Below are 24,190 nucleotides of genomic sequence, written 5' to 3'. Positions count from 1 at the left end.
CCGCCCCGTCGGCACCTCAGTCGGGCTGCACGCTCGCGAGCGCCTCCTCGAGCACGGCGAGATCCTCGGGGCGCACCGGTCGGGCGTGCTCGGGGCGGGGGCTCAGCAGCCGACGAGTGACGTGCACGGGCACCTGGGCGAGGCCGAGGCGCAGGGCGACGGCCACGCGGTGGTTCCCGTCGAGCGTCGCGAACTGCTCGTTGAAGGCGAGGTCGAGCGGGGTGCGGATGCCGTGGTCGCGCGCGTCGGCCTCGATCGCATCGAGGTGCGAGGGGGTGTCCAGATGCGGGGAGCCGACGACCTCCCGGTCCACGGCCCGATAGCGGGCGACGAGCGCGGTGGGCAGCAGCACGGCGGGGAGGGCGCGGCCCGAGCGGCGCTCCATGACGAGCTGCGCGGGGTCCTCCGGATCCGCTCCGATCTCCCCGAAACCGCAGCGCTCGTAGACCCGTCGAGCGGCCGGGTTCTCCCGCATCACGTGCAGCCGGAGCCGCACCCCGGGAAGGTGCTCCTCGGCCCAGTCGATGCAGGCGTCGATGAGGGCCCGGCCCGCACCGGTTCCGCGCGCCTCCGGGGCGACCCACACCGAGACGATCATGGCCGGCTCCCCCGGCACCGTCGCGGGGACGACCCGAGCGATGCCCCGTGGGGCCTCGCCGCCCTCGGGGGTCGCCAGGATGCATGCGCCGAGCCCGAGGAAGCGGTCCCAGTAGGTCGGATCCTCGCGCTCGCGCTCGAGGGTCCCCTCGTAGGTCGATCCGAACGCCTCGGGATCCTCCTGCAGGGTGCGCAGGCGCAGGGTGCGGACCAGGTCGCGGTCGGCGGGCGTGGCGAGGCGGGTGAGCGGGGCCGTCATGTCGTCGCTCCTCACCGCTCCGGGTCGACGGGCCGCGTCTGCTCGTGGTCCGTCGGCGCCGCTGCTGCATCGGCGGGCGCCGCCGCCCGGTCCGTCCCGGTCAGCCGTCCGATCCCGGCCATCAGGTGGTAGATGACGAGCGCGGCGAGGGTGCCCAGCGCGATGCCCGTGAGCTGGATGCCGCCGAAGGTCCAGGTGACGTTCGCGATGCCCACCACGAGGGCGACGCCCGCGGTGATCTGGTTCTTGGGGCGGGAGAAGTCGACGTTCCCGTCGACCCACATGCGCACGCCCACGATGCCGATGAGCCCGTAGAGCACGAAGGTCACGCCGCCCAGCACGCCCGGCGGGATCGTGTTGATGAGGGCGCCCACCTTCGGGGAGAGCGAGAGCAGGATCGCGACGACCCCCGCGACCCAGTAGGCGGCGGTCGAGTACACGCGGGTCGCGGACATGACGCCGATGTTCTCGCCGTAGGTGGTGGTCGGCGAGCCCCCGAAGCAGGCCGAGAGCGCCGTGGCGATGCCGTCGGAGGCGAGCGTGCGCCCCACCATGTGGTCGAGGTTCCGCCCGGTCATCAGCCCCACGCTCGTCACGTGGCCGACGTTCTCCGCCAGCAGCACCACGATCACCGGCAGGAACATCGGCAGCAGCGAGAGGTCCAGGGTGGGGTGGTGGAACTGGGGCAGCCCCAGCCAGTGCGCCTCGTGGAAGGCGGTGAAGTCGACCTCGCCGCGGGCAACGGCGACCAGGTACCCGATGATCACGCCGAGCAGCACGGAGACCCGGCCCAGCATGCCCTTGAACAGCGCCGTGCACAGCACCACGGCGAACAGGGTGATGGTCGCGGTGACCGCGGACTTCTGGAAGTTCCCGTAGGCCGTCGGCGCGAGGTTGAAGCCGATCAGGGCGACGATCGACCCCATCACCACGGGCGGCATGAGCAGCCCGATCCAGCGCGTGCCCACGGCCTGCACGAGGAGCCCCAGCAGCGCCATCGCGATGCCGATGACGAGCACCCCGCCGAGGGCGGCGGACATCGACCCGGCCTGCGTGGAGGCCGTGATCGGGGCGATGAACGCGAAGGAGGACCCCAAGTAGCTGGGCACGCGGTTGCGGGTGATCGCCAGGAACAGCAGGGTGCCGATGCCGCTGAACAGCAGCGTCGTCGAGGGCGGGAAGCCCGTCAGCAGCGGGACCAGGAACGTCGCGCCGAACATGGCGACCACGTGCTGGGCGCCGATGCCGATGGTCAGCGGCCACGCCAGGCGCTCCTCGGGGCGCACGATCGCATCGGGGGCGACGGAGCGGCCGTCGCCGTGCAGGGTCCAGACGGGCATGGGTGCTCCAGGGGTCAGGAGGGCGGGTCGGGGACGGTCGGCGGGTCAGCGCGGTCGGCCGGCGGGCCGGCGCGGGCGGCGGATCAGCGCGACCGGAGCGGGTTGCGCACCGGACCAGCGCGCCGACCGCCGGGTCAGTGCGCTGGGCACAGGATCAGCGCCGTGCGGCTCCGGGGAAGACCTTGATCCGTGCGCGCTCCGCGGAGACGTCGGGGATCAGGTCCGGCGAGGCCGCGGTGGCGGGCTCGTTGCGAGTGCGGAAGTCGGCGAACATGCGGCTGAGGTCCGGCGCGCCGTACTCGTCGCGCACAGGGGCGGGCACGGTGAGCATGAGGGCCGCGACGACGCCGACGGCGAGCGCGACGCCGCCGGTCATCAGCCCCGCCCCGGCACCGGTCGCGAGCGAGTTCACGATGACGTCGAGGAAGCCGACCACGAGCATGACGACGCCTGCGATGACGGCGCTCGAGCGGGCCACGTCGGCCGGACGCTCGAGCAGCGAGCGGCGCGCGAACAGCGAGATCGCGACGAAGCACGCGGAGATCACCGCATCCATCACGTGGATGACAGGCCCGCCCATGCCCGCTCCCCCGATCGCGGCGACGGCGGCGATCAGGTTCCACACGATCGCCGCGGCGTGCATGATCGCGCCGAACTCGAAGGCGCGCACGGCGTAGACGATCCAGTCCACGCGCTGGAAGTTCAGCGGCATCGTGCGCACGAACGAGCGCGAGACCATCACGCCCCAGGCGGCGAACACGAAGGGCAGGTAGACGAAGTCCGTGGCGAACGAGGTGGGGGCGGCGAACTCGAGGCGCAGGGAGTTGTCGGCGATCGCGAGGATCACCAGGCCCGAGGCGGCGCCCGCGCAGAACACGAACCAGGAGCGGTCGCGGCGCAGCGCCGCGCCGATGAGCAGCGTCAGCAGCAGCGCGGAGACGAGCGCGCTCGCGAAGGTGATGAGCGAGTACGCCCAGCCGGTGACGAACACGCGGCCCACGAGCATGACCACGGCGAACACGAAGGATGCCGCGGCGGCCAGGGCGATCGCGGCGATCACCGTGCGCGAGCGGCGCCGCGCGAGCGCCGAGGGCAGATAGCCCTCGTGGGCGCGCGGCTCGATGCCGACCACGGCGCCCGCGAGCAGCAGGGAGACCCCGGCCCCGAGGCCGAGGGGCGGCCCCTCGGGCAGCGGGGAGAACATGACGGGGATCGAGGTCACGAGGTCGGCGATGATCGTGCCGACGGCCACCAGCAGCACGGGCGCGAGGCCGATCACGCGGACGGTCCGCACCAGCCGCAGCGGCGAGGACTTCGGCAGCCAGCGCAGCACGAGGACCACCACGAGCACGAGCAGGCCGAAGCCGACCGCGATGCGGCCGATGAGGTCCACCGGGGTGTACCCGGCGTGGGTGAAGGAGGTAGAGAGGGCCGCGACCAGGCACACGAACGCGGTGACGTCGCGCAGGGCGTCGAAGGCGCCGAGGTCGGCGAAGCGCGCGGGGATCGCCGGGGAGCGCCCCGGGGCGTCGGCCGCGTTCGGCGTCGTGCCCGAGCGCGCGTAGGTCGCGGAGGAGCCGCGTCCCGCACCCGGGGAGCCGCCGACGGGCGCGGGGGCGTCCTCGCCGCGCGGGGCGAGGGAGCCGGGGTCCTCGTCGGTGCTCTCGCGGGTCCAGTTCGCGTCGTCCCCGGCATCGGTCCCGACGTCCGTCCCGGCATCGGTTCCGGCGCGGTTCCCGCCGGTCGCGCCGTCCTCGGGGACCTCGCCGTCCTCGTCGAGCGCGGGGAGCGCGCCGGTGCGGGTGTCGCGGAGGTCGTCGCCCGTCTGCCCGTCCTCCTGTGCGCCCGCGGGCCCCGCCGGGCGCACGGGCCTGCGGTGCCGCGGGTGGCCGGCCCGCTCGGCGGCGAGCAGCTCGACCTCCTCGCGGCCGGGAAGCTTCTCGGTGGGGACCGTCCCGGGATCCGCGGAGAAGATCCAGTCCTCGTCCCCGCCTCGTGAGCCACGGCGGTCGCGCGCCATCCGGTCCCTCCCTGCTCCTCGACCCTGCGGCCCCGATCCTGCCCGATCCGTCGTCCTCGGACGACGCCGGGCTCCAGAGCCTTCTGCGGGCCGATTCTAGGCGGGGAGGCCGTGCGTCCGTCCGGGGCGCGCCGTCGGCCGACGGGCCGGGAGCGTGGCCGCGGTCGCATGCCTGCTCGCGGGCGTGCTCCCCCGGGCCGTGCCTGGGTACGCTGGGAGGCATGCCAGCACCCGAGCTCGCGCTCACCGAGCGCTTCCAGTCCGCCTTCGCCCAGGCCTTCGGGGAGGAGTTCCGCGACGCGGATCCGATCATCCGCCCCTCGCAGTTCGCCGACTTCCAGTGCAACGCGGCGATGGGCCTCGCGAAGCGCGTGGGCGCGAAGCCCCGGGACGTGGCCCAGCAGATCCTGGACGCCGTCGACCTCACCGGCCTCGCCGAGACCCCGGAGATCGCGGGGCCCGGCTTCCTCAACATCCGCCTGCGCACGGACTGGATCGGGAACCAGGCGGCCGAGCTCGCCGCCCCCGAGTCGCACCTGGGCATCCCCGCGCCCGATCACGCCGACACCGTGGCCATCGACTACTCGGCGCCGAACGTCGCCAAGGAGATGCACGTCGGCCACCTGCGCACCACGGTCGTGGGCGACGCCCTCGCGCGCACTCTCGAGAAGCTCGGTCACACCGTCGTGCGCCAGAACCACATCGGCGACTGGGGCACACCCTTCGGCATGCTCATCGAGCACTTGCTGGACGTGGGCGAGGACGGCGACGAGGCGAAGCTCCTGGAGAGCGACCCGAACGCGTTCTACCAGCACGCCCGCGCGAAGTTCGACGGCGACGCCGCCTTCGCGGACCGTGCGCGCTCCCGCGTGGTCACCCTGCAGGCCGGGGACCGGCAGACCCTGGAGATCTGGACCCGACTGGTGGAGCTGTCCAAGCAGTACTTCCACCGCATCTACGACATGCTGGACGTGACCCTCACGGACGACGACCTCGCCGGGGAGTCCAGCTACAACGACCAGCTCGAGATCGTCGCGAAGCAGCTCGAGGCCGACGGGCTCGCCCGGATCTCCGACGGCGCGCTGTGCGTGTTCCCCGAGGGGTTCATCGGCCGCGACGAGAAGCCGCTGCCGCTGATCATCCGCAAGTCCGACGGCGGCTACGGGTACGGCACGACCGACCTCGCGGCCATCCGCCACCGCATCCAGGACCTGCGCGCCGACCGCATCGCCTACGTGATCGGCTCCGCGCAGGAGCTGCACATGAACATGGTCTTCGAGACCGCGCGCGAGGCGGGCTGGCTCACGGACGACGTCGAGGCGACGCACGTGAAGATCGGTTCGGTGCTCGGCGAGGACGGGAAGATCCTGCGCACCCGCTCGGGCAGCTCGCTGCGCCTGATGTCCCTGCTCGAGGAGGCCGTGCAGACCGCCCGGGGCGTCATCGACGAGCTGCGCCCCGACCTGCCCGAGGACGAGCGCGCCGAGATCGCGCACGCCGTGGGCATCGGCGGCGTGAAGTACGCGGACCTCTCGACCGCGCACGACTCCGACTACGTCTTCGACCTCGAGCGGATGCTCGCCCTCACCGGCAACACCGCCCCCTACCTGCAGTACGCGGTCGCGCGGATCCGCTCGATCTCGCGGCGCGCCGCCGAGCAGGGCATCATCGCCGGCCCGGCCCCGCGCGTCGAGAACGACGCCGAGCGGGCGCTCGCCCTCGAGCTGCTGCAGTTCGGCCCCACGCTGGTCCAGGTGGGCGCCGCGTACGAGCCGCATCGGCTGTGCGCCTACCTGTTCTCCCTCGCGCAGGCCTTCACGGCCTTCTACGACGCGTCCCCGATCCTCAAGGAGTCCGACGACGAGGTGCGCGGGGGGCGGCTCGCGCTGGCCGAGCTCACCGAGCGGGTCCTCGTCGAGGGGCTCGACGCCCTGGGGGTGCGCGCGCCCCAGCGCATGTGAGGACCGGCCCGGGAATCCGGCATGTCCGGTCATGGGTGCATGTTCACCGGCGTCGTGACGGAACCGTGTCCGTTCGTGACCGAACCGTGTCCTGCTGCGGTACAGAAGTCGCTGGTCATCACGCGCCGGCGCTTCGTAACCTGTGACGGTGGTGAGAAGCCGGAGGACGCATGCGGCCGCGTGGGCGGTCTACATCGTCGCGGCCGTCCTGCACATGATCGCCCTCGTGACGAACACCGGTGCCCTCGCGCTGGCCACCAAGGCCCTGCTCGCCCCCGCGCTCATCGTCGCGGTCCTCAGCGCGCTCTCGCTCACCCAGCGCATGGCCAAGCGCCTCACCTTCGCGCTCGCCCTGGCGTTCCTCGCCGACATCGCCCCGGGCTTCACGCCATGGGCGCACGGCGCGACCTCCGTGCTGTTCCTGCTCGCGCTCGTCGTCTACGCGGCGACGCTCGCCCCGTACTGGCTGCGTGAGCTCGACGGGCTGCACCTGCTGCTCGCGATCCCCTACGGCGGGGTCGTCATCGGACTGTTCCTCGCGTGCGCGGGCGGTGCCGGGAGCCTGCTGCCGCTGCTGGTCGTCTACGCGCTGGTGCTCGCCGCCGTCGCCTTCCTCTCGGCCGGCGTGAACCCGCTGACCTGGATCGGCGGCACCCTGCTGCTGCTCTCGAGCTCCGTGCTGGGCATGTCCTGGTTCCTGCCGGGCGCCTGGATCCCCGAGTCCGACCTGTGGGTGATGGGCTCCTACATCGCGGGCAACGCCCTGCTGGTGCTGGGGCTGCTGCGCACCGTGCCAGCGCGCCGCTGGGCCCCTCAGCCCAGCAGCGGCGCCTCGCTCGTGATCATCGAGGGCTGATCACCGCGGGTCGACGCCCGCTCGTTCGACGGGTCGCTCCCCCGGACGGGACGGTCGCCGACCGGCACGCCAGTCGGCCGGCCAGCCGCTCAGTCCGTGCCCAGCGCCTTCGCGATCGCCGCACGCTGCTCGGTGAGCAGCCGCCCCATCTCCTCGCCCGGACGCAGCCCCGAGAGGAACGCGAGGCGCCCGTGGATCTCCCGGTAGGAGACCTCGGGGCCCGCCTCCTCGAGCTGCAGGCGCAGCACGCGGGCATCGGTGAGGAAGATGTCGTCCGTGCCCACGCTGAGGTGGATCGGCGGGAGGTCGTGGAGGTGTGCGTTGACCGGGGAGAGGTCCTGGTCGTCCAGGGGCGTGCGGCCCGCGTAGGACTGCGCGGCGAGCGTGAGCAGGCGCCGCTCCTGCGGGAAGTCCCGACGGCCGGTCTCGGTCATGCCGGTGTTGGCGAGCTCGAGGTCCGTCCAGGGGGACATGAGCACGAGCAGCGCCGGCTCGGGGATGTCTGCCAGCGGCCCGACGCCGTCGCGGATGCGACGCACGACGGCGAGCGCGAGCGCGGCCCCCGCGTTGTGGCACGAGAGCACCCACGGCGCCTCGCCGAGCGCGCCGGAGCCGGCGAGCTGCGCGAGCACGGCCTCGACGTCCTCGAGCGCGACGGGATGCTGGTGGTCCGGCGCGGTGCGGTAGTCGACGAGCAGTCCCGCGCACTGCTGGGCGTCGGCCTGCCGGGAGAGCCACCCCCAGTCGCCCGGGAACGGGCCGGAGAGGAAGGCGCCGCCGTGCAGGTGGACGATCACACCGTTCGAGGCGTGGTGGCGGTCCAGCCAGACGCAGCGGGTGCGGTCGATCATCTCCACGTCCACCGCGTGGCGCTTGAGGACCCCGCCCCCGGGCATCGGGCGGCGGGCCTCACGCAGCGTATGGGTGTAGAAAACCTTCGGCAGAGGCAGCCGGCGCAGGGTGCGTCCTGCCATGATCGCGGCGTCGCGGATACGACTCATCACGTCTCCTGTGCGGTGGGCTCGGTCCCCTCCAGCCTAGCGACTCCGAGCCGCAGGTAGCCTGCACGTCATGACGTCCTCCACCACACCCTCGGGCGCGCACTCCCCCGCCGCCGAGCGCCCGGTCCTGCGCGGGAGCGGGCCGGTCCTGATCCTCGCCGCGATGGACGAGGAAGCCTCGCCGCTGGTCGAGCGCATGCTCTCGCCGCGCCGCGCGGACCTCCCGCTGTCGGCCCCGGCCCACGCCTGGGCGGGGACCCTGGGCGGGCTCGACGCCGTGGTCGCGACCAGCGGGATCGGCATCAGCGCGGCGACCTCCGCGGCGACCTGGGGCATCCTCACCCAGCATCCGCGTCTGGTGATCAGCGCGGGCTCGGCGGGCGGCCTCGCCTCCGGGATCGGCGTGGGCACGCTCGTGATCGGTGAGTCCTTCACCTACTCGATCGCCGACGCGACCGCCTTCGGCTATGCGCCCGGCCAGGTGCCCGGCGGCCCCGAGCGCTTCCGCACCGATCCGCGCCTGGTGGACCTCGCGGCGCGCGCGGCCGAGGACACGGCGACCGCGCACGGCGTGCGCCGCGGCCTCATGCTCTCCGGCGACGCCTTCGTGACCGCCGAGATCGCCGCGCCCATGCGCGAGCGCTTCCCCGGCGCCCTGAGCGCCGACATGGAGTCCACGGCGATCGCCCAGACCTGCTCGTCGCTGGGGGTGCCGTTCCTCGCGATGCGCGCGATCTCGGATCTCTGCGGGCCCGCGGCCGACGAGCAGTTCCATCTCGAGCTCGACGTGGTCGCCGAGACGTCGGCCCGCGCGGTCTGCCGGCTGCTGGAGGACGTGGCGGCGGGCTGAGCCGGCCGGGCCCCCTTCTCCCCACCCCGCACGTGCAGGAGCCCCCGATCCGCAGCGGCGGATCGGGGGCTCCTGTGCGTCCGGGGGATCCCCTCGGACCGGGCTCGGGCTCAGGCGCTCAGCGCTCGTCCGTGCCCTTCTCGTCGGCGTCCGCCGGGGCGTCGCTCGGAGCATCGCTCGAGGCGTCGGCCCGATGGGTGTTCTCCCCGTCGGCGCCGGCGTCCCTCGTCGGGGTCCCGTCGGACTTGCGTCCGGTGGGCACGAGCTTCGGCTCGCTGTCGGAGTCCGAGGGCGCGGAGTGGGTGCGCAGCTGGAACACCTCGCCGTCGTGCATGTCGATGCCGGCCGAGACCGAGTCGACGAGCACGGCGCGCGCGAGGCGGTTCTGCAGCACCAGCGGGTCCTTGGACATGTCCTTCCAGATCGAGATGCACAGCAGCAGCATCACGATCACGAAGGGCAGGGCGGAGACGATCGTGATGTTCTTCAGACCGTTCAGCGCCTCCGCGGGATCATCGCCGCCCGCGAGCAGCATGACCGCCGCGACGGCGCCGGTGGCGACGCCCCAGAAGATGACCTGGAACTTGCGCGGCTCCTCGGCGCCGTTCTCGGCGAGACCGCCCATGACGATCGAGGCGGAGTCCGCGCCGGTGACGAAGAAGATCGCCACCAGGACCACCGAGAGGACGACCAGCACGATGTAGATCCAGTGCGGGACCGGCATGTGGTTCAGCAGGTCGAACAGGACGGTGTCGAAGTTGATGTCGTCGCCGGTCTGGGCGAGCTTCTTCGCGGTGTCGCCCGCCTGCTCGGCGCGCTCCTGCAGGCCGATGGCCCCGCCGCCGAAGATCGCGAACCACAGGATCGAGATGCCCGAGGGCACCAGCAGCACGCCGGTGACGAACTGGCGCACGGTGCGGCCGCGGGAGATGCGGGCGATGAACAGGCCCACGAAGGGCGACCAGGAGATCCACCACGCCCAGTAGAAGACGGTCCAGGTGGACAGCCAGCTCTGCACGTCGCCGCCGCCGTTCGCGGAGGTGCGCGATGCCATCTGCGGCAGGTCCTTGATGAACTCGCCGATGGTGGACGGGATGATGTTCAGGATGAACAGGGTGGGCCCGCCGATGAACACGATGACCGCCAGCAGCACCGCGAGCACCATGTTGATGTTCGAGAGCATCTGGATGCCCTTCTCGATGCCCGAGACCGCCGAGGCCACGAAGCACGCGGTGAGCACCGCGATGATGATCACGAGGATCGGGCTGGTCACCTTGTCCATGAGGCCGGAGGCGGTGATGCCGCCGCCGATCTGCAGGGCGCCCAGGCCCAGGGAGCAGGCGGAGCCGAACAGGGTCGCGAGGATCGCCAGGATGTTGATGATCTTGCCGCCGACGCCGTTCACGGCGCGCTCGCCGAACAGGCCGGTGAACATCGAGGAGAACAGCTGGGAGCGGCCCAGGCGGAACGAGCCGTAGGCGACGCCGAGGCCCACGATCGCGTACATCGCCCACGGGTACAGGGTCCAGTGGAACGCGGTCTGGCCCATGGCGGTGGCGGCGGCCTGCGCGGCCTCCGGCTCGACCGTGTTGGGCGGCGGGGAGAGGTAGAAGAACAGCGGCTCGCCCACACCGTAGAAGATGAGGCCGATGCCCATGCCGGTCGCGAACATCATGGCGATCCAGGAGCTGGTCTTGAACTCGGGCTCCTCATCGTCCTTGCCCAGCGGGATCGAGCCGAAGCGGCTGAAGGCGACGACGATGACGAAGACGGTGAACACGGAGCCGGCGATGACGAACAGCCAGCCGAAGTTCGACATGGTGCCGTTGAGAAGATTGGTCGCGACGCCGCCGAGGCCCGCGGGGCTGATGACGCCCCACAGGACGAACGCGATCGCGAGGACGGCGGCGGGGAAGAAGACGAACTTGTCGAGCCCCTTGCGGCGGGGCGGCGGGTTCTCGGCAGAGGCCTTCGCGGCATCGAGCTGCTCGAGGAGCTGATGGGTATCGGTGTCGCTGCTCATACAGGGGTCTGCGGCCAGGAGGCGCGGCCGCATGTCCTTTCGTACGGTGGGGGCGAGGGACAAAAGCCCTTCACTTTAACCCGCGAGCCGGTGCGGGGCCCGGGGCGTGGACGCCGGGAGGCGATGGCCTGAGCCCCTGGGGGCCGACGAGCGCCAGCACATCGGCCCCTCCGACGCGTCCGCCCATCCGTGCAGGTGGGACGGGCGGACGACGGCTCGCGCACCGCTCCCGGGCGGCGATATGGGGCGAGGACGATCGGCACCGGGCGCGCGGGCCGACGGTCGGGCTCAGCGCGCGGTGGTGTGCAGGATCTCCTCGCCGAGCGTGAGCGAGCGGACATTCCGCGCGATCCTCTCGTCGGCGCCGACGGGACGCCCGCCCGCGCCGTGCGGCGTGATGAGCAGCCGCGGCGCTCCCCACAGCGGGTCGTCGGCCGGGAGCGGCTCGGGATCGGTGACGTCGATGCCTGCGGCGCCCAGTCGCCCGTCCTCGAGGGCGTCGAGCAGGGCGTCCTGGTCGACGGTGGCCCCGCGCCCCACGTTCACGAGGATCGCGTGGTCCGGCAGCGCGTCCAGCACCTCGCGGCCGACGGCTCCCGCGGTCTCCGGTGAGGCCGGGAGGATGTCGACGAGGACGTCTGTCCCCGGCAGGGCGGACATGACGTCGTCCGCGGCGATGACCTCGAAGCCGGAGCGCTCCCCCGCACTGCGGGCGACCCCGCGCACGTGCGCGCCGAGGGCGGCGAGGATCAGGGCGAGGGTCTGCCCGATCTCGCCGAAGCCCCAGATCAGCACGCGGGCGTCGAGCAGGGTGGTGAGGCGGCCCTCGGGGTGGAGGGGCTGCAGGCCGCCGAGCTCGCGCGACCACTCGTGATGCTCCTGGGCGATCCGCGCCTCGGGCAGGCGCCGCACGAGCGTGAGCAGCAGGGCCAGGGCGTGCTCGCTCACGGTGCGCGAGTGCAGGCCCGCGCCGGTCGCGATCACCACGTCGTCGGCGAATCCGGCGGCGAGGATCCCGTCGACCCCGGCGGCGAGGGACTGCACGAGGCGCAGGGAGCCCAGGTCGCGCGCGGCGGACTCGAGATGGCGGCGCGAGGAGCCCCAGACCACGAGGACCTCGGCGTCATGGTGCTCGGCGGGGATCGGCTCGCGGGCGTCGACGACGACGGCCTCCCACCCCTCGGGCAGGGCGGGGTCGAGCTCCATCGTGTCCGGCAGCAGGATCTTCATGGCACAAGGCTAGGACGTCGGGCGCGCGGGCGCGGGCCCGACGTCGGATCCGGACACCGCATCGCGCAGAGCCTGCCGGTCGGGAGCACTAGCCTGGGTGCATGCGCATCGGTTCGGCACTCCGCCCCACGCGCGACCCCTCCCCCTCGTCCTCGCGGCGCCTGCTGCGCGCTCTCGGCCGCCTCGCGCGCACCGTCCATGCCGACGTGGCGCCGCGGGCGACGCGCCGCATGATCCGCCGCGCCGCGGGCCGCGTGGCGACCACGACCCCGCTGAGCGCCTCGGGCTTCCTGGGCGCGAGCATGGCCGGCTGGATCGCGACCTCCCCGAGCCTGCTGCCGCGCACCTGGTGGATGTGGGCGGCGAACTACGCGCTGTCCACCACCTACGGCTACACCTCGGGCGTGGTGCTGGGCCGCGGCGGCCGGATGCTCGTGCGTCGCCTCCCCCATCCCGCGGCGCGCGAGCCCCTCAGTCCGCGGCGCCGGGAGATCCTGCGCTGGGGCGGCGCGGCGGCGCTGGTCGGCATCACCGCCTACTCGTGGACGCGGGGTGCGCTGCGGCAGCGGGAGATCAGCGTGCTCGTGGACCGCGAGCCGAAGAACCTCGCCACGCATGCCGTCGGCACCGCCGCGGGACTCGGGATCTTCGCCGGCGTGCTCATGGCGTCCCGTGTCGTGGGCGCGACGGCCCGCCTGTACCGGCTGCTGCTGCGCGCCTATCTGCCGCCGCTCGCCGTCGGCATCGGCTCCGCCCTGCTCACCTCGGCGACGCTCGCGGTCGCGATCGACCGCCTGGTGCGCGGTCAGGTGCTCGAGCGGATGATCGAGCGCGCCGAGCAGGCCAACCGGCTGCTCTCCCCCGATCTTCGGCGTCCCGCCTCCGAGCTGGTGTCCGGGTCGATGGCCTCGAACGAGAGCTGGGAGTCCCTGGGCGCCGCGGGACGGCGCATCGTCTCCTCCGCGGCGAGCGCCGAGGAGATCGCGCAGGCCACAGGGAGGAGCGCGCGCACGCCCATCCGCGTGTACGCGGGCAAGCGCTCGGACCGCACGCTCGAGCAGACCGTCGCGGCCGTGGTCGCCGAGCTCGACCGCACCCGCGCGTGGGAGCGCGAGGTGCTCGTGCTGTTCACGGGGACGGGCACGGGGTGGCTGCAGGAGTGGGCGCTGTCCTCGGTCGAGTTCCTCACCGGCGGCGACTGCGCGACCGCCTCGCTGCAGTACTCGGTCTACTCGAGCGCCCTGAACTACGTGCTGGACCGGCGCACCCCGCAGCGTGCGGGACGTCTGCTGTTCGAGGCGGTGCGCGGGAGGCTCGACGCGATGCCCCCGCACGAGCGCCCGCGTCTGTTCGCGGCCGGAGAGTCGCTCGGCTCCTTCGCCGGCCACGCGACGTTCGGCGACGTCTCGGAGATGCTCGCGCGCATCGACGGCGCGGTGTGGACGGGCACCCCGGGATTCACGCCGATCTGGCGCGAGCTCACCGAGGCACGACGGCCTGGCACGCCGGAGATCGCACCGGTGGTGGGCGACGGCGAGCACGTCCGCTTCATCACCGAGCCGGCCGATCTGCATCGCCCCTTCCACGGCCGCGGCCCGGCCTTCGGGCCCTGGCTGCCCCCGCGCGTGGCCTACGTGCAGCACGCCTCGGACCCTGTCGTCTGGTGGCAGCCGTCCCTGCTGGTGAGGAAGCCCGACTGGCTGCGCGAGCGCGTGGGCAGGGACGTCACCGGCGCCGTGGGCTGGGCGCCGTGGATCACCTTCTGGCAGATCGCGGCGGACATGCCGCTCTCCGCCGAGGTCGACGGCGGCCACGGCCACAGCTACCACGAGGAGGTCGTGCTGGTCTGGGCCGCGGTCCTCGGCCTCGACCCGTCGGTGGACAGAGGGCGTGTGGTGCGGGCGATCCAGCAGCGGCTGGGGGCGGGGTGAGGGCGTCCGAGTTCGACGCATGGGATCCAGGGCGGCTCGGAGGCCGCACGGGTCAGGGCTTCTCCCCGACGACGTAGACAGTGCAGGCGGGAAGCACCAGGTGCTCGTCGTTCCCGGTGCGGGACCGGAACTCGTCGTCCGCCCGCTCTCTCGCCTCCTGATCCTGCGCCAGGTACGCGGCACCGGCTCCGCCGATGCCGGCGCGGAGGCCGGACCACAGGTCGTCCGGGGCGGTGTCCCACTCCCAGCTCAGCTCCCGCGCCGTCCGGGGCACCAGGCCAGCCCCGCGGGCGAGGTCCGCGAGGCCCTCCGGAGTGCGCGGGAAGTCGAGCGCAGGCGGGAGGCGCTCGGAGGGCACGTGGACGAAGCCCGCGGCGTCGAAGCATTCGCCGACGAGCGCCTGCCACCCCGCGCCCCCGGTCGGCCAGATCGTCATCGCGACGCGGCCGCCGGCACGAGTCACCCGCGCGAGCTCGGCCACTGCGTCCGCCGGGCGGGCGACGTGGTTGATCACGAAGTTCGCCACGACGGAGTCGAAGGCGCCGTCGGCCAGCGGGAGATCGGGAAGAGCCCCCTCGAGCACCTCGCCGCGGATGCGCTCCCGCGTGCGCGAGACCATCTGCGGATCGGCATCGACGGCGGTCATCGAGCTGCCCTCCGCCTCCGCCCGTTCGGCGAGCTCGCCGCTGCCGCAGCCGACGTCCAGCATCCGAGGCCCGTCGGCGTCGGAGAGCAGCGCCGGGATCGTGCCGGCGCACAGGCGGGCGAACGATCTCTCGTAGGCGTCCGCGACACCGCCCCAGTCCCTCATGCGCCGGTCGCGACCTCGCGGCCCGCGTCCGCGCTCCACTGCGACCACGAGCCGGGGTACAGCCGCGCGCCGGTGAAGCCGGCGCGCTCGAGTGCCAGCAGGTCGTGGGTCGCGGTGACGCCGGAGCCGCAGTAGACGATGATCTCGTCCTCGCCGCCCACGCCCGCGGACTCGAAGCGCTCGCGCAGCGCCTGCGGGTCGCGGAACCGCCCGTCGGCCCCGATGTTCCCCGCGAACGGGACGTTGATCGCACCGGGCACGTGACCTGCGCGCGGGTCGACGGGCTCGGTCTCGCCGCGGAACCGCTCGGATGCGCGGGCGTCGATGACGACCGAGCCCTCGCTGCCGGCAGCGGCCTCGACCTCGTCGGCCGTCGCGGTGACGCCCCTCCCCCACGAGCGCGGGGTGAACGTGGCGGCGTCCGGTGCCGGGTCCTCCGTCGAGAGCTCGCCGCCGTCGGCCGTCCAGGCGCCGAGCCCACCGTCCAGCAGCGCGGCGTCCACGCCGAGGGCGCGCAGCATCCACACCAGGCGCGAGGCCTGCGAGCCGTCGGTGTCGTCGAGGGCGAGCACGGTGACGCCGTCTCCGATGCCCGCCGCGCCGAGGGCGGCGGCGAAGTCGGCGGGGTCCGGCAGCGGGTGGCGCCCGGCGTCCGGTCGTGCGGGAGCGGCGAGATCGGCGCCCAGGTCGATGTACACGGAGCCGGGCACGTGGCCGGCGAGGAAGGTCGAGCGGTCCTTGGACCCGTCGAGCGCCCAGCGCACCTCGGCGACGCGCACCCCAGGCTCCTCGCGCAGAGCTCGGAAGCGATCGATGTCGATGACCGGGGGCAGGGCGGGCGCGGAAGTCATGGATGCCACTCTAGGAGCAGTGCCAGACTGTCGGGTATGAGGATCGCATTCCTGGGCACCGGACGGATGGGCACGGAGCTTGCCCTGCAGCTGCTGGGCGCGGGCCACGAGCTCGTGGCCTGGAACCGCACCCGTGAGCGCACGCGGATCGTCGAGAAGGGCGGAGCCCGCGTGGTCGACGCCCCCGAGGAGGCCGTCCAGGGCGCGGACGTCGTGGTCACGAGCCTGTTCGGCCCTGCCGCCGTCCGCGAGGTGGTCACCGGCCCGGGTCTGATCCCGGAGGACGTGACCTGGGTCGACACCACGACCGTCTCCCCCGCCGACGCCGATGAGTTCGCCGGCGCGGTCGCCTCCTACGTCGCCGCGCCCGTCGTGGGAACGCTGGGCCCGGCGCGCACGGGCATGCTCGGGGTCTACGTGGGCTCGGCCGACGCGGACCGCCGGGCGCAGGTCGCCGATCTCGTCGCTCCGTGGGCGGACCCCGATCGCCTGGTCCAGGTCGGCTCGGGCCGAGAGGCCGCGACCGGCAAGCTGCTGGCGAACCTCGCGCTCGCCGTGAGCGCGCAGGGGCTGAAGGAGGCGCTCGCCCTCGGCGCGGCGTGCGGCGTGTCCGACGAGGCGACCCTCGACATGCTGGGCTCGACGGGCCTCGCGTTCATCGCCGGCATGAAGGGGCCGTTCGTGCGCGGCGAGCGCTCGACCGAGGGCGGCGACTTCACGGTCGACGCGATCGCGAAGGACGCACGCCTCATGCTCGACACGGTGGCGGACACGGGAGAGGACGAGGACCTGCCGGCGCTGCACGCGGCCCTGGACTCCCTCGAGGGACAGCAGAAGGCGGACCGCGGCGAGCACGACTTCTCGGCCATGTTCGTGCACGACGGCCCCGGGGATCAGCCCAGCTCCTGAGCGATCCCCCGCCCGGCCTGTCGGCCCGAGAAGAGGCATCCGCCCAGGAAGGTGCCCTCGAGCGCCGAGTTCCCGTGGTAGCCGCCGCCCCCGAAGCCGGAGGCCTCACCCGCGGCGAACAGGCCGTCGAACGCGCCGCCGCCCGCCGCGGGCGCGCACTGCACGCGGCCGTCGAGGTCGGTCTCGAGGCCGCCGAGGGTCTTGCGCAGCAGCACGTGCAGGCGCACCGCGATCAGGGGACCCGCCGCAGGATCCAGCAGGCGGTGCGGGGCCGCGGTGCGGATGAGCCGGTCGCCGACGTAGCGGCGGGCGCCGCGGATCGCGGTGATCTGGGTGTCCTTCGCGAAGCGGTTCACGACCTCGGCGTCGCGGGCCCGGATCTGCGTCTCGAGCCGCTCGGCATCCACGAGGTCCTCCCCCACCAGGGCGTTCATCTTCTGCACGAGGCCGGGGACGTCACTCGCGGTCACGAAGTCCTCGCCGCGGTCCAGAAAGGCCTGCACGGGCGGCGGCGCCCCGGGCCGCACCCTCCCCAGCACCGCGCGCAGGTCCTTGCCGGTGAGATCGGGATTCTGCTCGCTCCCGGAGAGCACGAACTCCTTCTCGATGATCCTGCGGGTGAGCACGAACCACGAGTGCTCGCCCCCGCGCTCGCGCAGGATCCGCAGCGTGCCCGTGGTGTCGAAGCCGGGATAGGCGGGAGCGGGCAGCCGCTCCCCGCGCGCGTCGACCCACAGCGACGAGGGGCCGGGGAGGATGCGGATCCCGTGCCCTTCCCACACGGGATCCCAGTTGCGCAGCCCCTCGGTGTAGTGCCACATGCGGTCGGCGTTGATCCAGTGCGCGCCGGCGTCGCGCGCCATCACCATGCCGGCGCCGTCGACGCTCGCGGGCACACCGCGCACCACGTCCCCGGGCATGGTGCCCAGGCGCTGCGGCCACAGCTCGCCCACCAGGTCGGGGTTGCCGCCGATGCCTCCGGTGGCGAGCAGCACGGCGCCCGCGCGGGCCTCGAACTCGCCCGTCGGCCGACGGGTCGAGGCGACCCCGCGCGGCGTCGCGTCGGCCTCCAGGACGTGCCCGCGCACCCCGACCGCACGCCCGTCCTCGAGGATCAGCGCCTCGACGGCGTGGCGGGTGCGCAGGCGGATCCGCCCGCTCTCGCGGTGCGCGGCGAGGCGGCGCAGGAACGGCTCGAGCACGCCGGGTCCCGTGCCCCAGGTGACGTGGAAGCGGGGCACGGAGTTGCCGTGGCCCTCGGCGGTGCCGTCGCCGCGCTCGGCCCAGCCGACGACGGGGAAGAACCGCACGCCCATCCCGTGCAGCCAGGCGCGCTTCTCCCCCGCGGCGAAGCGCAGGTAGGCCTCGGCCCAGGCGCGGGGCCAGTGGTCCTCGGGCCGCTCGAAGCGCGCGGAGCCCATCCAGTCCTGATGCGCCAGCGCGAGGGAGTCGCGGATCCCCAGGCGGCGCTGTTCGGGGCTGTCCACGAGGAACAGTCCGCCGAAGCTCCAGTGCGCCTGCCCGCCGAGGTCCGCCATGCCCTCGCGCTCGAGGAGCAGCACGTCGTGCCCGGCGTCGGCGATCTCGCAGGCGGCGACGAGCCCGGCCAGGCCCGCTCCCACGACGATCGCGTCGGCCGCGAGGTGATGTGCCGCGGGGCGAGCGGCGTGCGGGGTGCTCACCGCACCTCCAGCCGTCCCACGCGCTGCAGCGGATCGTCCTGGTTCGCGCCCGACATCGTGGCGCTGCGCTGGCGGTTCTTGTCGCCGACGTGGTGGTCGAAGGCCTGGAGGTTGCCGACCTGGATGTCGGTCTCGCGCTCGAAGCCGAACCGCTTGTCCTTGTTGCGGTAGTAGCGGTAGATGCCGCCGTAGATCGCGCCGAACACGGCCGGTCCCACGACGAACGGGAGCGCGAGGGCGAACAGCCCGCCCTCGGAGCTGCCGCCGTCGGCCAGCAGCACCTGCGCCGCCAGGATGGTGTCCATGGCCTGCTCCTCTCAGAATCCCTGGGTGAGGAAGACTCCCCAGCCCACGACCGCCGCGGCGGCGGTCGCGACCGCGCCGCCCGCGCAGGCCAGGCTGAAGATCCGCGGATGGGACACGGGGACGGACCCCATGGTCTTGCCGGTGCGGCCGTTCACCGCGATGTAGTGGACGTAGCTGCCCTTCGACGTCTGCTGGTAGTAGCTGTACAGCCACACCGGGACGTACATCGTGATCCAGCGGGTGCCGCGGATCGCGACGCCCTCGCGCTCCCAGCGCACGCCGCGGTCGTACTGGGCGATCGTGGGACGCGCCTTCTCCCGCGCGATCGTGAGGAACTTGTCCTCGACCCGCTCGTCGAGGTCGTCGATGTCCAGGTCGCGGCGCTCGGAGGTGAAGCGCGAGAGGTAGTTCGGGTTGAACACGAGCGCCTCGCGGGTGTCGTACGGCTGGACCGCGTCGAGGATGTAGTTGGTCGCGGCCGAGGAGTCGGTGCGGTCGTACTGCCGCGAGGAGCCGGCCGTGAGGTCGTTGACCAGCACGTCGAAGCTGCGACCCAGCTCGTGGACGCTCGCGTCCCAGTAGCGCTCGGAGACCGTCTGGTCCTTCCCGACGCGGCGCTGGACCGTGTAGGTGCGGGTGGTGATCTCGCCGGTGCCGCGCAGATCGGTGTGCAGGTTGCCGTCCACCACCATGTAGGGCATGTAGACGCCCTTGACGTTGTCCGGCACGAACTCCTTGACGAAGGTGCGATTGGCGAAGGTGCGGCGGGAGTCGACGAACTTCTTGATCTGCTCGACCGCCTGCTCGCGGGTGAGCGTGAAGGGCAGCACCGCGTCGGGGACGGCGCCGTTGGGGATCTGATGGTTGATCGAGAGCACCTGGCGGCACCAGTGGCAGCGGGCCTGCAGGGTCTCGTCGGACTTCACGACGATCTCGGCGCCGCAGCCCTGGCACTTGATGGTGACCATCGAATCGCCGGCCTGGACGTCCTGCGCGCCGGAGGCGACATGGTCGCCGCGCAGCTCCTGGATCGGTGTGTCGAGGTGGAACGCCTTCTCGGCGTTGTCCTCGTTCCACTCGTTGCGGCAGTAGTCGCAGACGAGCGCACGGGACTCGATCCGGTAGTGGACGTCGGAGGACCCGCAACGCGGGCACTTGTCCAGCCCGTGGCTCTTGCCCCGATCGGTGTCGATGACACGGTCGCCCGATGTGGCCTCGTCGATCGCGTCCTGGATCTGCTCGGCGGGGGCGGGCGGAGGAGGCTGCGCGCCAGGGGCCGACGGCGCCTGCTGCGTCGGAGCGGGAGGCTGCTGCACCGGCGGCTGCTGCTCCGCCGGGGGCTGCTGGATCGGAGGCTGCGCTCCCGGCGCAGCGGGCGGAGGCCCCGCGGGTCCGGTCGGACGCGCGGGGTCACCGGGCTGCTGGCTCATCGCGGGTCTTCCGTGGTCTGGTGTCGAGGTGCCAGGGGGGCCGACGGCCGGGTCAGAGACCCAGCGCCTTCTTCTTGGCCGCGTCGTAGTCCTCCTGCGAGATCAGCCCCTGGTCCAGCATCTGCTTGTACTGGCCGAGCTTGGCGACCGGGTCGTCCGCGGCCGGAGCGGAGCCGGCGGCCCCGTCGGCCGGAGCCCCTCCGGAAGCGCCTGCCGAGGCTCCCGCGGCCTGGGCCTGGTCGGGCTCGCCAGCGGTCTGCTGGCCCTGCTGCTGGTTCTGCTGGCCCTGCTGCTGACCCTGCTGGTTCCCGAAGTTCAGTCCGGGAGGGGTCTGGGCCTGCGAGGGCTGCACGATCCCGCCGGTCGCGTTCATGCCCATGCCCATCATCGCGAGGCCCTGGCCGCCGCCGTTCTCGCCGGCGCCCTGGACGCCGCGGGCGACGGCCTGGTTCATGAAGGACTGCGAGCGGTTGCCGGAGAGGGCGTCGGCCTTCTGGACGTCGTTGAGTAGCGCGCGGGTGTTCTGGTCGTACTCGATCGAGGCGATCGCGACCTTCACGATCGCGAGGCCGCGGTCGCTCGACCAGCGGTAGTCCTCCTCGACGACGGCCGCGAGGGACTGCGCGAAGCCGACGGCGTCGGACTGGATGCGGGTGATCCGGTTCCCCTTGTCGGGGTCGTTCGTGTAGCGGGAGAACGCGGCGGCGAGCGAGGACACGACCTCGCGGAACAGCTGGTTGCCGGCCGGGTTGTCCGGGTCGGAGAAGTCGAAGACCCCGGCGTTCTCGGTGATGAACGAGGCGGGCACGTAGTTGTGCACGAACAGCAGCGGGTCGAGGATCCGCATCGTGTACGAGCCGCGGGCCAGCGCCCCGACCTGCGCGTTGAGGTAGGCGTCGTCCCAGTAGATCTCCGACTGCGTGCCGAAGCGGTTGTCGGGGATCTCCTTGAGGTTCACGAAGAACGCGAGCTGCTGGGAGGTGGGGCGGCCACCGAACTTGAAGCGCTCCCAGCTCATGCCCACGGTCGAGGACATCACGTCGTCCCCGGCGAAGACGGACTTCGAGTCCGGCGCATCGCCCTGGAACTCGTAGCCGCCCGCCTCGGTGATGAAGCCGGTCGCCTTGCCGTCGAGCACCGTCACCAGGCCGTAGCCCTCGGGCACGAGGATCCGGGAGCCGTTGGTGATGATCGACTGCGAGCCGCGCACGTTCGAGCCGCGGCCGGCGTTGGTGCCGCGCGGGACCGCGGGGAACAGGGCCGCCGTCGCCGGGAGCCCGTCGGGCACCGTGAGGAAGTCCTTCCACTGGTCGGCGAACATGCCGCCGATGGCGCCCTTGAATGCCTGGATGAAGCCCATGCTGATCTCCTTCGTCCCCCGGGAGGCCGGTCGTCATGTGATGCGGACCATGCTATCGACCGCCCTGAGCAGGAGCTGTGGAGTTCCCGAAGAAGGGGCTGTGCGGGGCGGCGCTGCCGGGCATCCGGCGCCCGGCGGCGCGCGCCCCGCATCCGGAATCCGGCATCCGACCTCCGGCCTCCGCGGGGATCAGACCGAGAAGATCTGCCCCGTCTCCACGCCGTCGACCGAGCGGACGACCGCGCGGGCCGCCTCGGCGACGGGGGTCTGCGGGAAGCCGGGGAAGCTGGAGTGGTAGCCGGTGGCCTCGGCGATGACACTGGGGCTCACGGTGTTGATGCGGATGCCGCGGGGCAGGCCGACGGCGGCGGCGATCGCGAACGAGTCCAGCGCGCCGTTGGCGACCGACGCGGCGGCGCCGGTCTCGATCGGCTCCGCGGAGAGGACTCCGCTGGTGAGGGTGAACGAACCGCCATCGCGCACATGCGCCGCGCCGAGCGTGACGAGGGCGATCTGGCCGAGGGCCTTGTCCGCCACGCCGTCGCGGAAGTCGTCGAGGGTGAGCTCGGTGAAGGGCTTGAAGGCGACGACGCCGGTGGTCGAGACGACCGCGTCGACATCGCCGATGCGCTCGAAGAGGGCCTCGATCGAGGCGGGGTCGGTGAGGTCGACGTGCTCGCCGCTGCTGCGCGAGGCCCGGATGACCTCGTGGCCTGCAGCTTCGAGTGCGGAGGCCGCCTCCGATCCGATGAGTCCACGGGCTCCGACGACGAGGATGCGCTTGGTCATGTGCTGGGGTCCTTTTCTTCCGGTCTGCTGTCGCGTCCATTCTTGCGCGCGGGCGGCTGGTGTGGGTCGGGCCGTCCGGGCGGCTGCAGGACCGCCGCATGCCCCGTCCGCCTCGCCCTAGGCGCGGAAACCGAACCTCGCCAGATCCTTCTTCCGTCCCGAGTCCTGCAGCGACAGGAGCTCGGCGTAGATGCCGCCGGATGCCGCGAGGTCCTCCGGGGCGCCGATCTCGTCGACGTGCCCGTCGCGCAGGGTGACGATGCGGTCCACGCTCGCGATCGTCGAGAGGCGGTGGGCGATGATCAGCGAGGTGCGTCCGGCCATGAGCTCCTCGAGCCCGGCCTGCACCTGCCGCTCGGCCTTGGTGTCCAGGGCCGACGTCGCCTCGTCGAGCACGAGGATCGGCGCGTCCTTGAGCATCGCGCGGGCCACCGCGATCCGCTGGCGCTGACCGCCGGAGAGCCGCAGCCCGCGCTCCCCGATCACGGTGTCGTATCCGCCGGTGAAGCGCTCGATGAAGCGGTCGGCGTTCGCACGGCGGGCGGCCTCGCGGATCTCCTCGTCGGACGCATCGGGCCTGCCGTAGGCGATGTTCTCCCGGATCGTGCCGGAGAACAGGGCGGCGTCCTGGAAGACCACGCCGATCTCGCGGCGCAGCTGGCCCAGCGGCAGGTCCGTGAGGGGATGGCCGGCGATGTCGACGCGTCCGGTGCGGGTCTCGTAGAGGCCGAGCAGCAGGTTCACGATCGTGGACTTGCCGCCGCCGGACTCGCCGACCAGGGCGACCTTCTCCCCGCGCGCGACGTCGAAGGAGACCCCGTGCAGGACGTCCTCGCCGTTCTCGTAGGCGAAGCGGACGTCATCGAAGGCGATCATCGGTGCGCCGAGGACGGGCACGGGCAGATCCTCCGCCTCGAGGCCGTCGGCGCCGGGTGCGGCCGCCACGTGCGGGGTGCGCGGATCCACGGGCGTCTCCATGACGCGGAAGTAGTCGCGGGAGCCCGCGATCGCACGCTGGGACGAGTCGATCACCCAGCTCATCGACTGCACGGGGTCGCGTGCCATGTTCATCAGCTGGATCAGCAGCACCATCTGGCCCAGCGAGAACTGGCCGCGCGCGGTGAGCACGAAGATGATCGCGTAGATCGCGAAGAAGATGACGTTCAGGACGCCGCGGCGCAGCACGTCCATGCGGTGCCAGTGGGCGGACTGCTCGGAGGTGAGATCGTCGGTCGCCTCGAAGCGCCCCCGGAAGCCGTCGAGCTCCGAGCGCTCGCGCACGAAGGACTTCACGACGCGGATCTGGCCGATGACCTCGGCGAAGCGCCCGCCCGCGTGGTCCACCTGCTCGTTCTTCGCGCCCTCGAGCTTCTGCCACTTCTTCGAGGTCAGCGCGGTCAGCCACACGTAGACCGGGAAGATGACGAGCAGCAGCACCGCGAGCGGCCAGAAGTAGAAGGCGGAGATGCCCAGGACCGCGAAGGTCGTGATGAGCATCGTCGCGAAGGAGTTCGAGAAGGTCTTCGCGAAGTTCGAGACCTCGGCGATCGAACGGTTCAGGCGCGAGACGATCGTGCCGGTCAGCTCGGTGTCGAACCAGCGCTGCGGCAGGGCGAGCAGCTTGTCGAAGTAGCGCACCGAGAGGATCGTGCGCAGGCGGTTGCTCATGCGGTCGCCGTAGTAGCCGCCGAGGTTCGACAGAAGCGTGTTCGCGAGCTCCGCGAGCAGCAGCGCGAAGGCGAGCCAGAGCACGGTGCGGGTGGCGGAGGCGGCGTCGATGCTGCCGCCCACGGCACCGGTGACCACGTCGGTCGCGTGACCGATGATGAAGGGGACGGCGAGGCCGGTCAGCGCGGTGACGACCGAGCAGAGGACGATGAGGAGGTAGAGCGGGGACAGCTCACGGGTGAAGCGCACGATGCGCACGAGGGACGACACCGTGTCAGCCTAGGTGCCGGGCTCCTGGGGGGACCCGCCGCTCCGC

Annotated in this window: 19 protein-coding genes; 5 read left to right on the top strand and 14 right to left on the bottom strand. The window is 72.5% G+C overall.

Going from position 1 to position 24,190, the window contains the following annotated elements; translation table 11 throughout:
* Positions 1 to 16 precede the first annotated feature (16 nt).
* The 3 genes from M4486_RS17550 to M4486_RS17540 all read right to left on the bottom strand — a co-directional run bounded on the left by M4486_RS17550 (position 17) and on the right by M4486_RS17540 (position 4,216).
* Complete coding sequence (locus tag M4486_RS17550) at positions 17 to 856, bottom strand: GNAT family N-acetyltransferase (RefSeq protein ID WP_249478614.1); 840 nt, start codon at positions 854 to 856, stop codon at positions 17 to 19.
* An 11-nt stretch (positions 857 to 867) separates the two neighbouring features.
* Positions 868 to 2,196: a uracil-xanthine permease family protein gene (locus M4486_RS17545; RefSeq protein WP_249478613.1), complete on the bottom strand. Its 1,329-nt coding sequence runs from the start codon at positions 2,194 to 2,196 to the stop codon at positions 868 to 870.
* A gap of 154 nt (positions 2,197 to 2,350) precedes the next feature.
* Positions 2,351 to 4,216 carry a DUF7937 domain-containing protein gene (locus tag M4486_RS17540; RefSeq protein ID WP_249478612.1) on the bottom strand — a complete coding sequence of 622 codons (1,866 nt, stop codon included), beginning with the start codon at positions 4,214 to 4,216 and terminating at the stop codon, positions 2,351 to 2,353.
* 221 nt (positions 4,217 to 4,437) lie between these two features.
* Here M4486_RS17540 and argS point away from each other — a divergent pair, with 221 nt between their 5' ends.
* Both argS and M4486_RS17530 read left to right on the top strand, forming a co-directional pair.
* A complete protein-coding gene (gene argS / locus M4486_RS17535) occupies positions 4,438 to 6,177 on the top strand; it encodes an arginine--tRNA ligase (RefSeq protein WP_249478611.1) in 1,740 nt (579 codons plus the stop codon).
* A 151-nt stretch (positions 6,178 to 6,328) separates the two neighbouring features.
* The gene (locus tag M4486_RS17530; protein ID WP_249478610.1) at positions 6,329 to 7,033 is read left to right on the top strand and encodes a lysoplasmalogenase family protein; all 705 of its coding nucleotides are present in this window, start codon (positions 6,329 to 6,331) and stop codon (positions 7,031 to 7,033) included.
* Between the two features lie 89 nt (positions 7,034 to 7,122).
* Here M4486_RS17530 and M4486_RS17525 read toward each other — a convergent pair whose 3' ends face one another.
* The gene (locus M4486_RS17525; RefSeq protein WP_249478609.1) at positions 7,123 to 8,034 is read right to left on the bottom strand and encodes an alpha/beta hydrolase fold domain-containing protein; all 912 of its coding nucleotides are present in this window, start codon (positions 8,032 to 8,034) and stop codon (positions 7,123 to 7,125) included.
* A gap of 70 nt (positions 8,035 to 8,104) precedes the next feature.
* Between M4486_RS17525 and mtnN the strand changes: the two genes are divergently transcribed.
* Positions 8,105 to 8,884, top strand: coding sequence for a 5'-methylthioadenosine/S-adenosylhomocysteine nucleosidase (mtnN, locus tag M4486_RS17520; RefSeq protein WP_249478608.1), 780 nt, complete (start codon positions 8,105 to 8,107; stop codon positions 8,882 to 8,884).
* 118 nt (positions 8,885 to 9,002) lie between these two features.
* Here mtnN and M4486_RS17515 read toward each other — a convergent pair whose 3' ends face one another.
* Together M4486_RS17515 and M4486_RS17510 are read right to left on the bottom strand one after the other, a co-directional pair.
* Positions 9,003 to 10,907: a BCCT family transporter gene (locus M4486_RS17515; protein WP_249478607.1), complete on the bottom strand. Its 1,905-nt coding sequence runs from the start codon at positions 10,905 to 10,907 to the stop codon at positions 9,003 to 9,005.
* Positions 10,908 to 11,195: 288 nt separating this feature from the next.
* On the bottom strand, positions 11,196 to 12,137 hold the full coding sequence (locus M4486_RS17510) for a phosphoglycerate dehydrogenase (RefSeq protein ID WP_249478606.1): 942 nt from the start codon (positions 12,135 to 12,137) through the stop codon (positions 11,196 to 11,198).
* A gap of 101 nt (positions 12,138 to 12,238) precedes the next feature.
* On the opposite strand from M4486_RS17510, the gene M4486_RS17505 reads away from it, so the two are divergent.
* On the top strand, positions 12,239 to 14,068 hold the full coding sequence (locus M4486_RS17505; RefSeq protein WP_249478605.1) for an alpha/beta hydrolase: 1,830 nt from the start codon (positions 12,239 to 12,241) through the stop codon (positions 14,066 to 14,068).
* Positions 14,069 to 14,120: 52 nt separating this feature from the next.
* On the opposite strand, the gene M4486_RS17500 is transcribed toward M4486_RS17505, so the two are convergent.
* Entirely contained in the window at positions 14,121 to 14,879 is a 759-nt protein-coding gene (locus M4486_RS17500) for a class I SAM-dependent methyltransferase (protein ID WP_249478604.1), read from the bottom strand.
* On the bottom strand, positions 14,876 to 15,730 hold the full coding sequence (locus tag M4486_RS17495; RefSeq protein WP_249478603.1) for a sulfurtransferase: 855 nt from the start codon (positions 15,728 to 15,730) through the stop codon (positions 14,876 to 14,878). Before M4486_RS17495 ends, M4486_RS17500 begins: the two co-directional genes overlap by 4 nt.
* A gap of 36 nt (positions 15,731 to 15,766) precedes the next feature.
* Between M4486_RS17495 and M4486_RS17490 the strand changes: the two genes are divergently transcribed.
* Positions 15,767 to 16,639 carry an NAD(P)-dependent oxidoreductase gene (locus M4486_RS17490; RefSeq protein WP_249478602.1) on the top strand — a complete coding sequence of 291 codons (873 nt, stop codon included), beginning with the start codon at positions 15,767 to 15,769 and terminating at the stop codon, positions 16,637 to 16,639.
* On the opposite strand, the gene M4486_RS17485 is transcribed toward M4486_RS17490, so the two are convergent.
* The 6 genes from M4486_RS17485 to M4486_RS17460 all read right to left on the bottom strand — a co-directional run bounded on the left by M4486_RS17485 (position 16,624) and on the right by M4486_RS17460 (position 24,144).
* Positions 16,624 to 18,321 (bottom strand): FAD-binding dehydrogenase, encoded by a 1,698-nt coding sequence (locus M4486_RS17485; RefSeq protein WP_249478601.1) that lies wholly within the window; start codon positions 18,319 to 18,321, stop codon positions 16,624 to 16,626. The genes M4486_RS17490 and M4486_RS17485 overlap by 16 nt on opposite strands.
* Complete coding sequence (locus M4486_RS17480; RefSeq protein WP_249478600.1) at positions 18,318 to 18,626, bottom strand: hypothetical protein; 309 nt, start codon at positions 18,624 to 18,626, stop codon at positions 18,318 to 18,320. The genes M4486_RS17485 and M4486_RS17480 overlap by 4 nt, the downstream gene beginning before the upstream one ends.
* A 12-nt stretch (positions 18,627 to 18,638) precedes the next feature.
* Positions 18,639 to 19,943 (bottom strand): TFIIB-type zinc ribbon-containing protein, encoded by a 1,305-nt coding sequence (locus tag M4486_RS17475; protein ID WP_249478599.1) that lies wholly within the window; start codon positions 19,941 to 19,943, stop codon positions 18,639 to 18,641.
* A 166-nt stretch (positions 19,944 to 20,109) separates the two neighbouring features.
* On the bottom strand, positions 20,110 to 21,417 hold the full coding sequence (locus M4486_RS17470; protein ID WP_249478598.1) for an SPFH domain-containing protein: 1,308 nt from the start codon (positions 21,415 to 21,417) through the stop codon (positions 20,110 to 20,112).
* A gap of 189 nt (positions 21,418 to 21,606) precedes the next feature.
* Positions 21,607 to 22,206 carry a short chain dehydrogenase gene (locus M4486_RS17465; protein ID WP_249478597.1) on the bottom strand — a complete coding sequence of 200 codons (600 nt, stop codon included), beginning with the start codon at positions 22,204 to 22,206 and terminating at the stop codon, positions 21,607 to 21,609.
* A 117-nt stretch (positions 22,207 to 22,323) separates the two neighbouring features.
* Complete coding sequence (locus M4486_RS17460; RefSeq protein WP_249478596.1) at positions 22,324 to 24,144, bottom strand: ABC transporter ATP-binding protein; 1,821 nt, start codon at positions 24,142 to 24,144, stop codon at positions 22,324 to 22,326.
* Positions 24,145 to 24,190: the final 46 nt, after the last annotated feature.

Origin of the sequence: Brachybacterium kimchii (assembly GCF_023373525.1) — a bacterium.
In the GTDB taxonomy this organism is placed as follows: domain Bacteria; phylum Actinomycetota; class Actinomycetes; order Actinomycetales; family Dermabacteraceae; genus Brachybacterium; species Brachybacterium kimchii.
This window is presented reverse-complemented; position numbering and strand designations above follow the sequence as displayed.

Excerpts from the sequence above, each read along its gene's own strand:
- M4486_RS17550 (WP_249478614.1), bottom strand. The coding sequence starts at position 856 with ATGACGGCCCCGCTCACCCGCCTCGCCACGCCCGCCGACCGCGACCTG.
- M4486_RS17545 (WP_249478613.1), bottom strand. The coding sequence starts at position 2,196 with ATGCCCGTCTGGACCCTGCACGGCGACGGCCGCTCCGTCGCCCCCGAT.
- M4486_RS17540 (WP_249478612.1), bottom strand. The coding sequence starts at position 4,216 with ATGGCGCGCGACCGCCGTGGCTCACGAGGCGGGGACGAGGACTGGATC.
- argS (WP_249478611.1), top strand. The coding sequence starts at position 4,438 with ATGCCAGCACCCGAGCTCGCGCTCACCGAGCGCTTCCAGTCCGCCTTC.
- M4486_RS17525 (WP_249478609.1), bottom strand. The coding sequence starts at position 8,034 with ATGAGTCGTATCCGCGACGCCGCGATCATGGCAGGACGCACCCTGCGC.
- mtnN (WP_249478608.1), top strand. The coding sequence starts at position 8,105 with ATGACGTCCTCCACCACACCCTCGGGCGCGCACTCCCCCGCCGCCGAG.
- M4486_RS17515 (WP_249478607.1), bottom strand. The coding sequence starts at position 10,907 with ATGAGCAGCGACACCGATACCCATCAGCTCCTCGAGCAGCTCGATGCC.
- M4486_RS17510 (WP_249478606.1), bottom strand. The coding sequence starts at position 12,137 with ATGAAGATCCTGCTGCCGGACACGATGGAGCTCGACCCCGCCCTGCCC.
- M4486_RS17505 (WP_249478605.1), top strand. The coding sequence starts at position 12,239 with ATGCGCATCGGTTCGGCACTCCGCCCCACGCGCGACCCCTCCCCCTCG.
- M4486_RS17500 (WP_249478604.1), bottom strand. The coding sequence starts at position 14,879 with ATGAGGGACTGGGGCGGTGTCGCGGACGCCTACGAGAGATCGTTCGCC.
- M4486_RS17495 (WP_249478603.1), bottom strand. The coding sequence starts at position 15,730 with ATGACTTCCGCGCCCGCCCTGCCCCCGGTCATCGACATCGATCGCTTC.
- M4486_RS17490 (WP_249478602.1), top strand. The coding sequence starts at position 15,767 with ATGAGGATCGCATTCCTGGGCACCGGACGGATGGGCACGGAGCTTGCC.
- M4486_RS17480 (WP_249478600.1), bottom strand. The coding sequence starts at position 18,626 with ATGGACACCATCCTGGCGGCGCAGGTGCTGCTGGCCGACGGCGGCAGC.
- M4486_RS17470 (WP_249478598.1), bottom strand. The coding sequence starts at position 21,417 with ATGGGCTTCATCCAGGCATTCAAGGGCGCCATCGGCGGCATGTTCGCC.
- M4486_RS17465 (WP_249478597.1), bottom strand. The coding sequence starts at position 22,206 with ATGACCAAGCGCATCCTCGTCGTCGGAGCCCGTGGACTCATCGGATCG.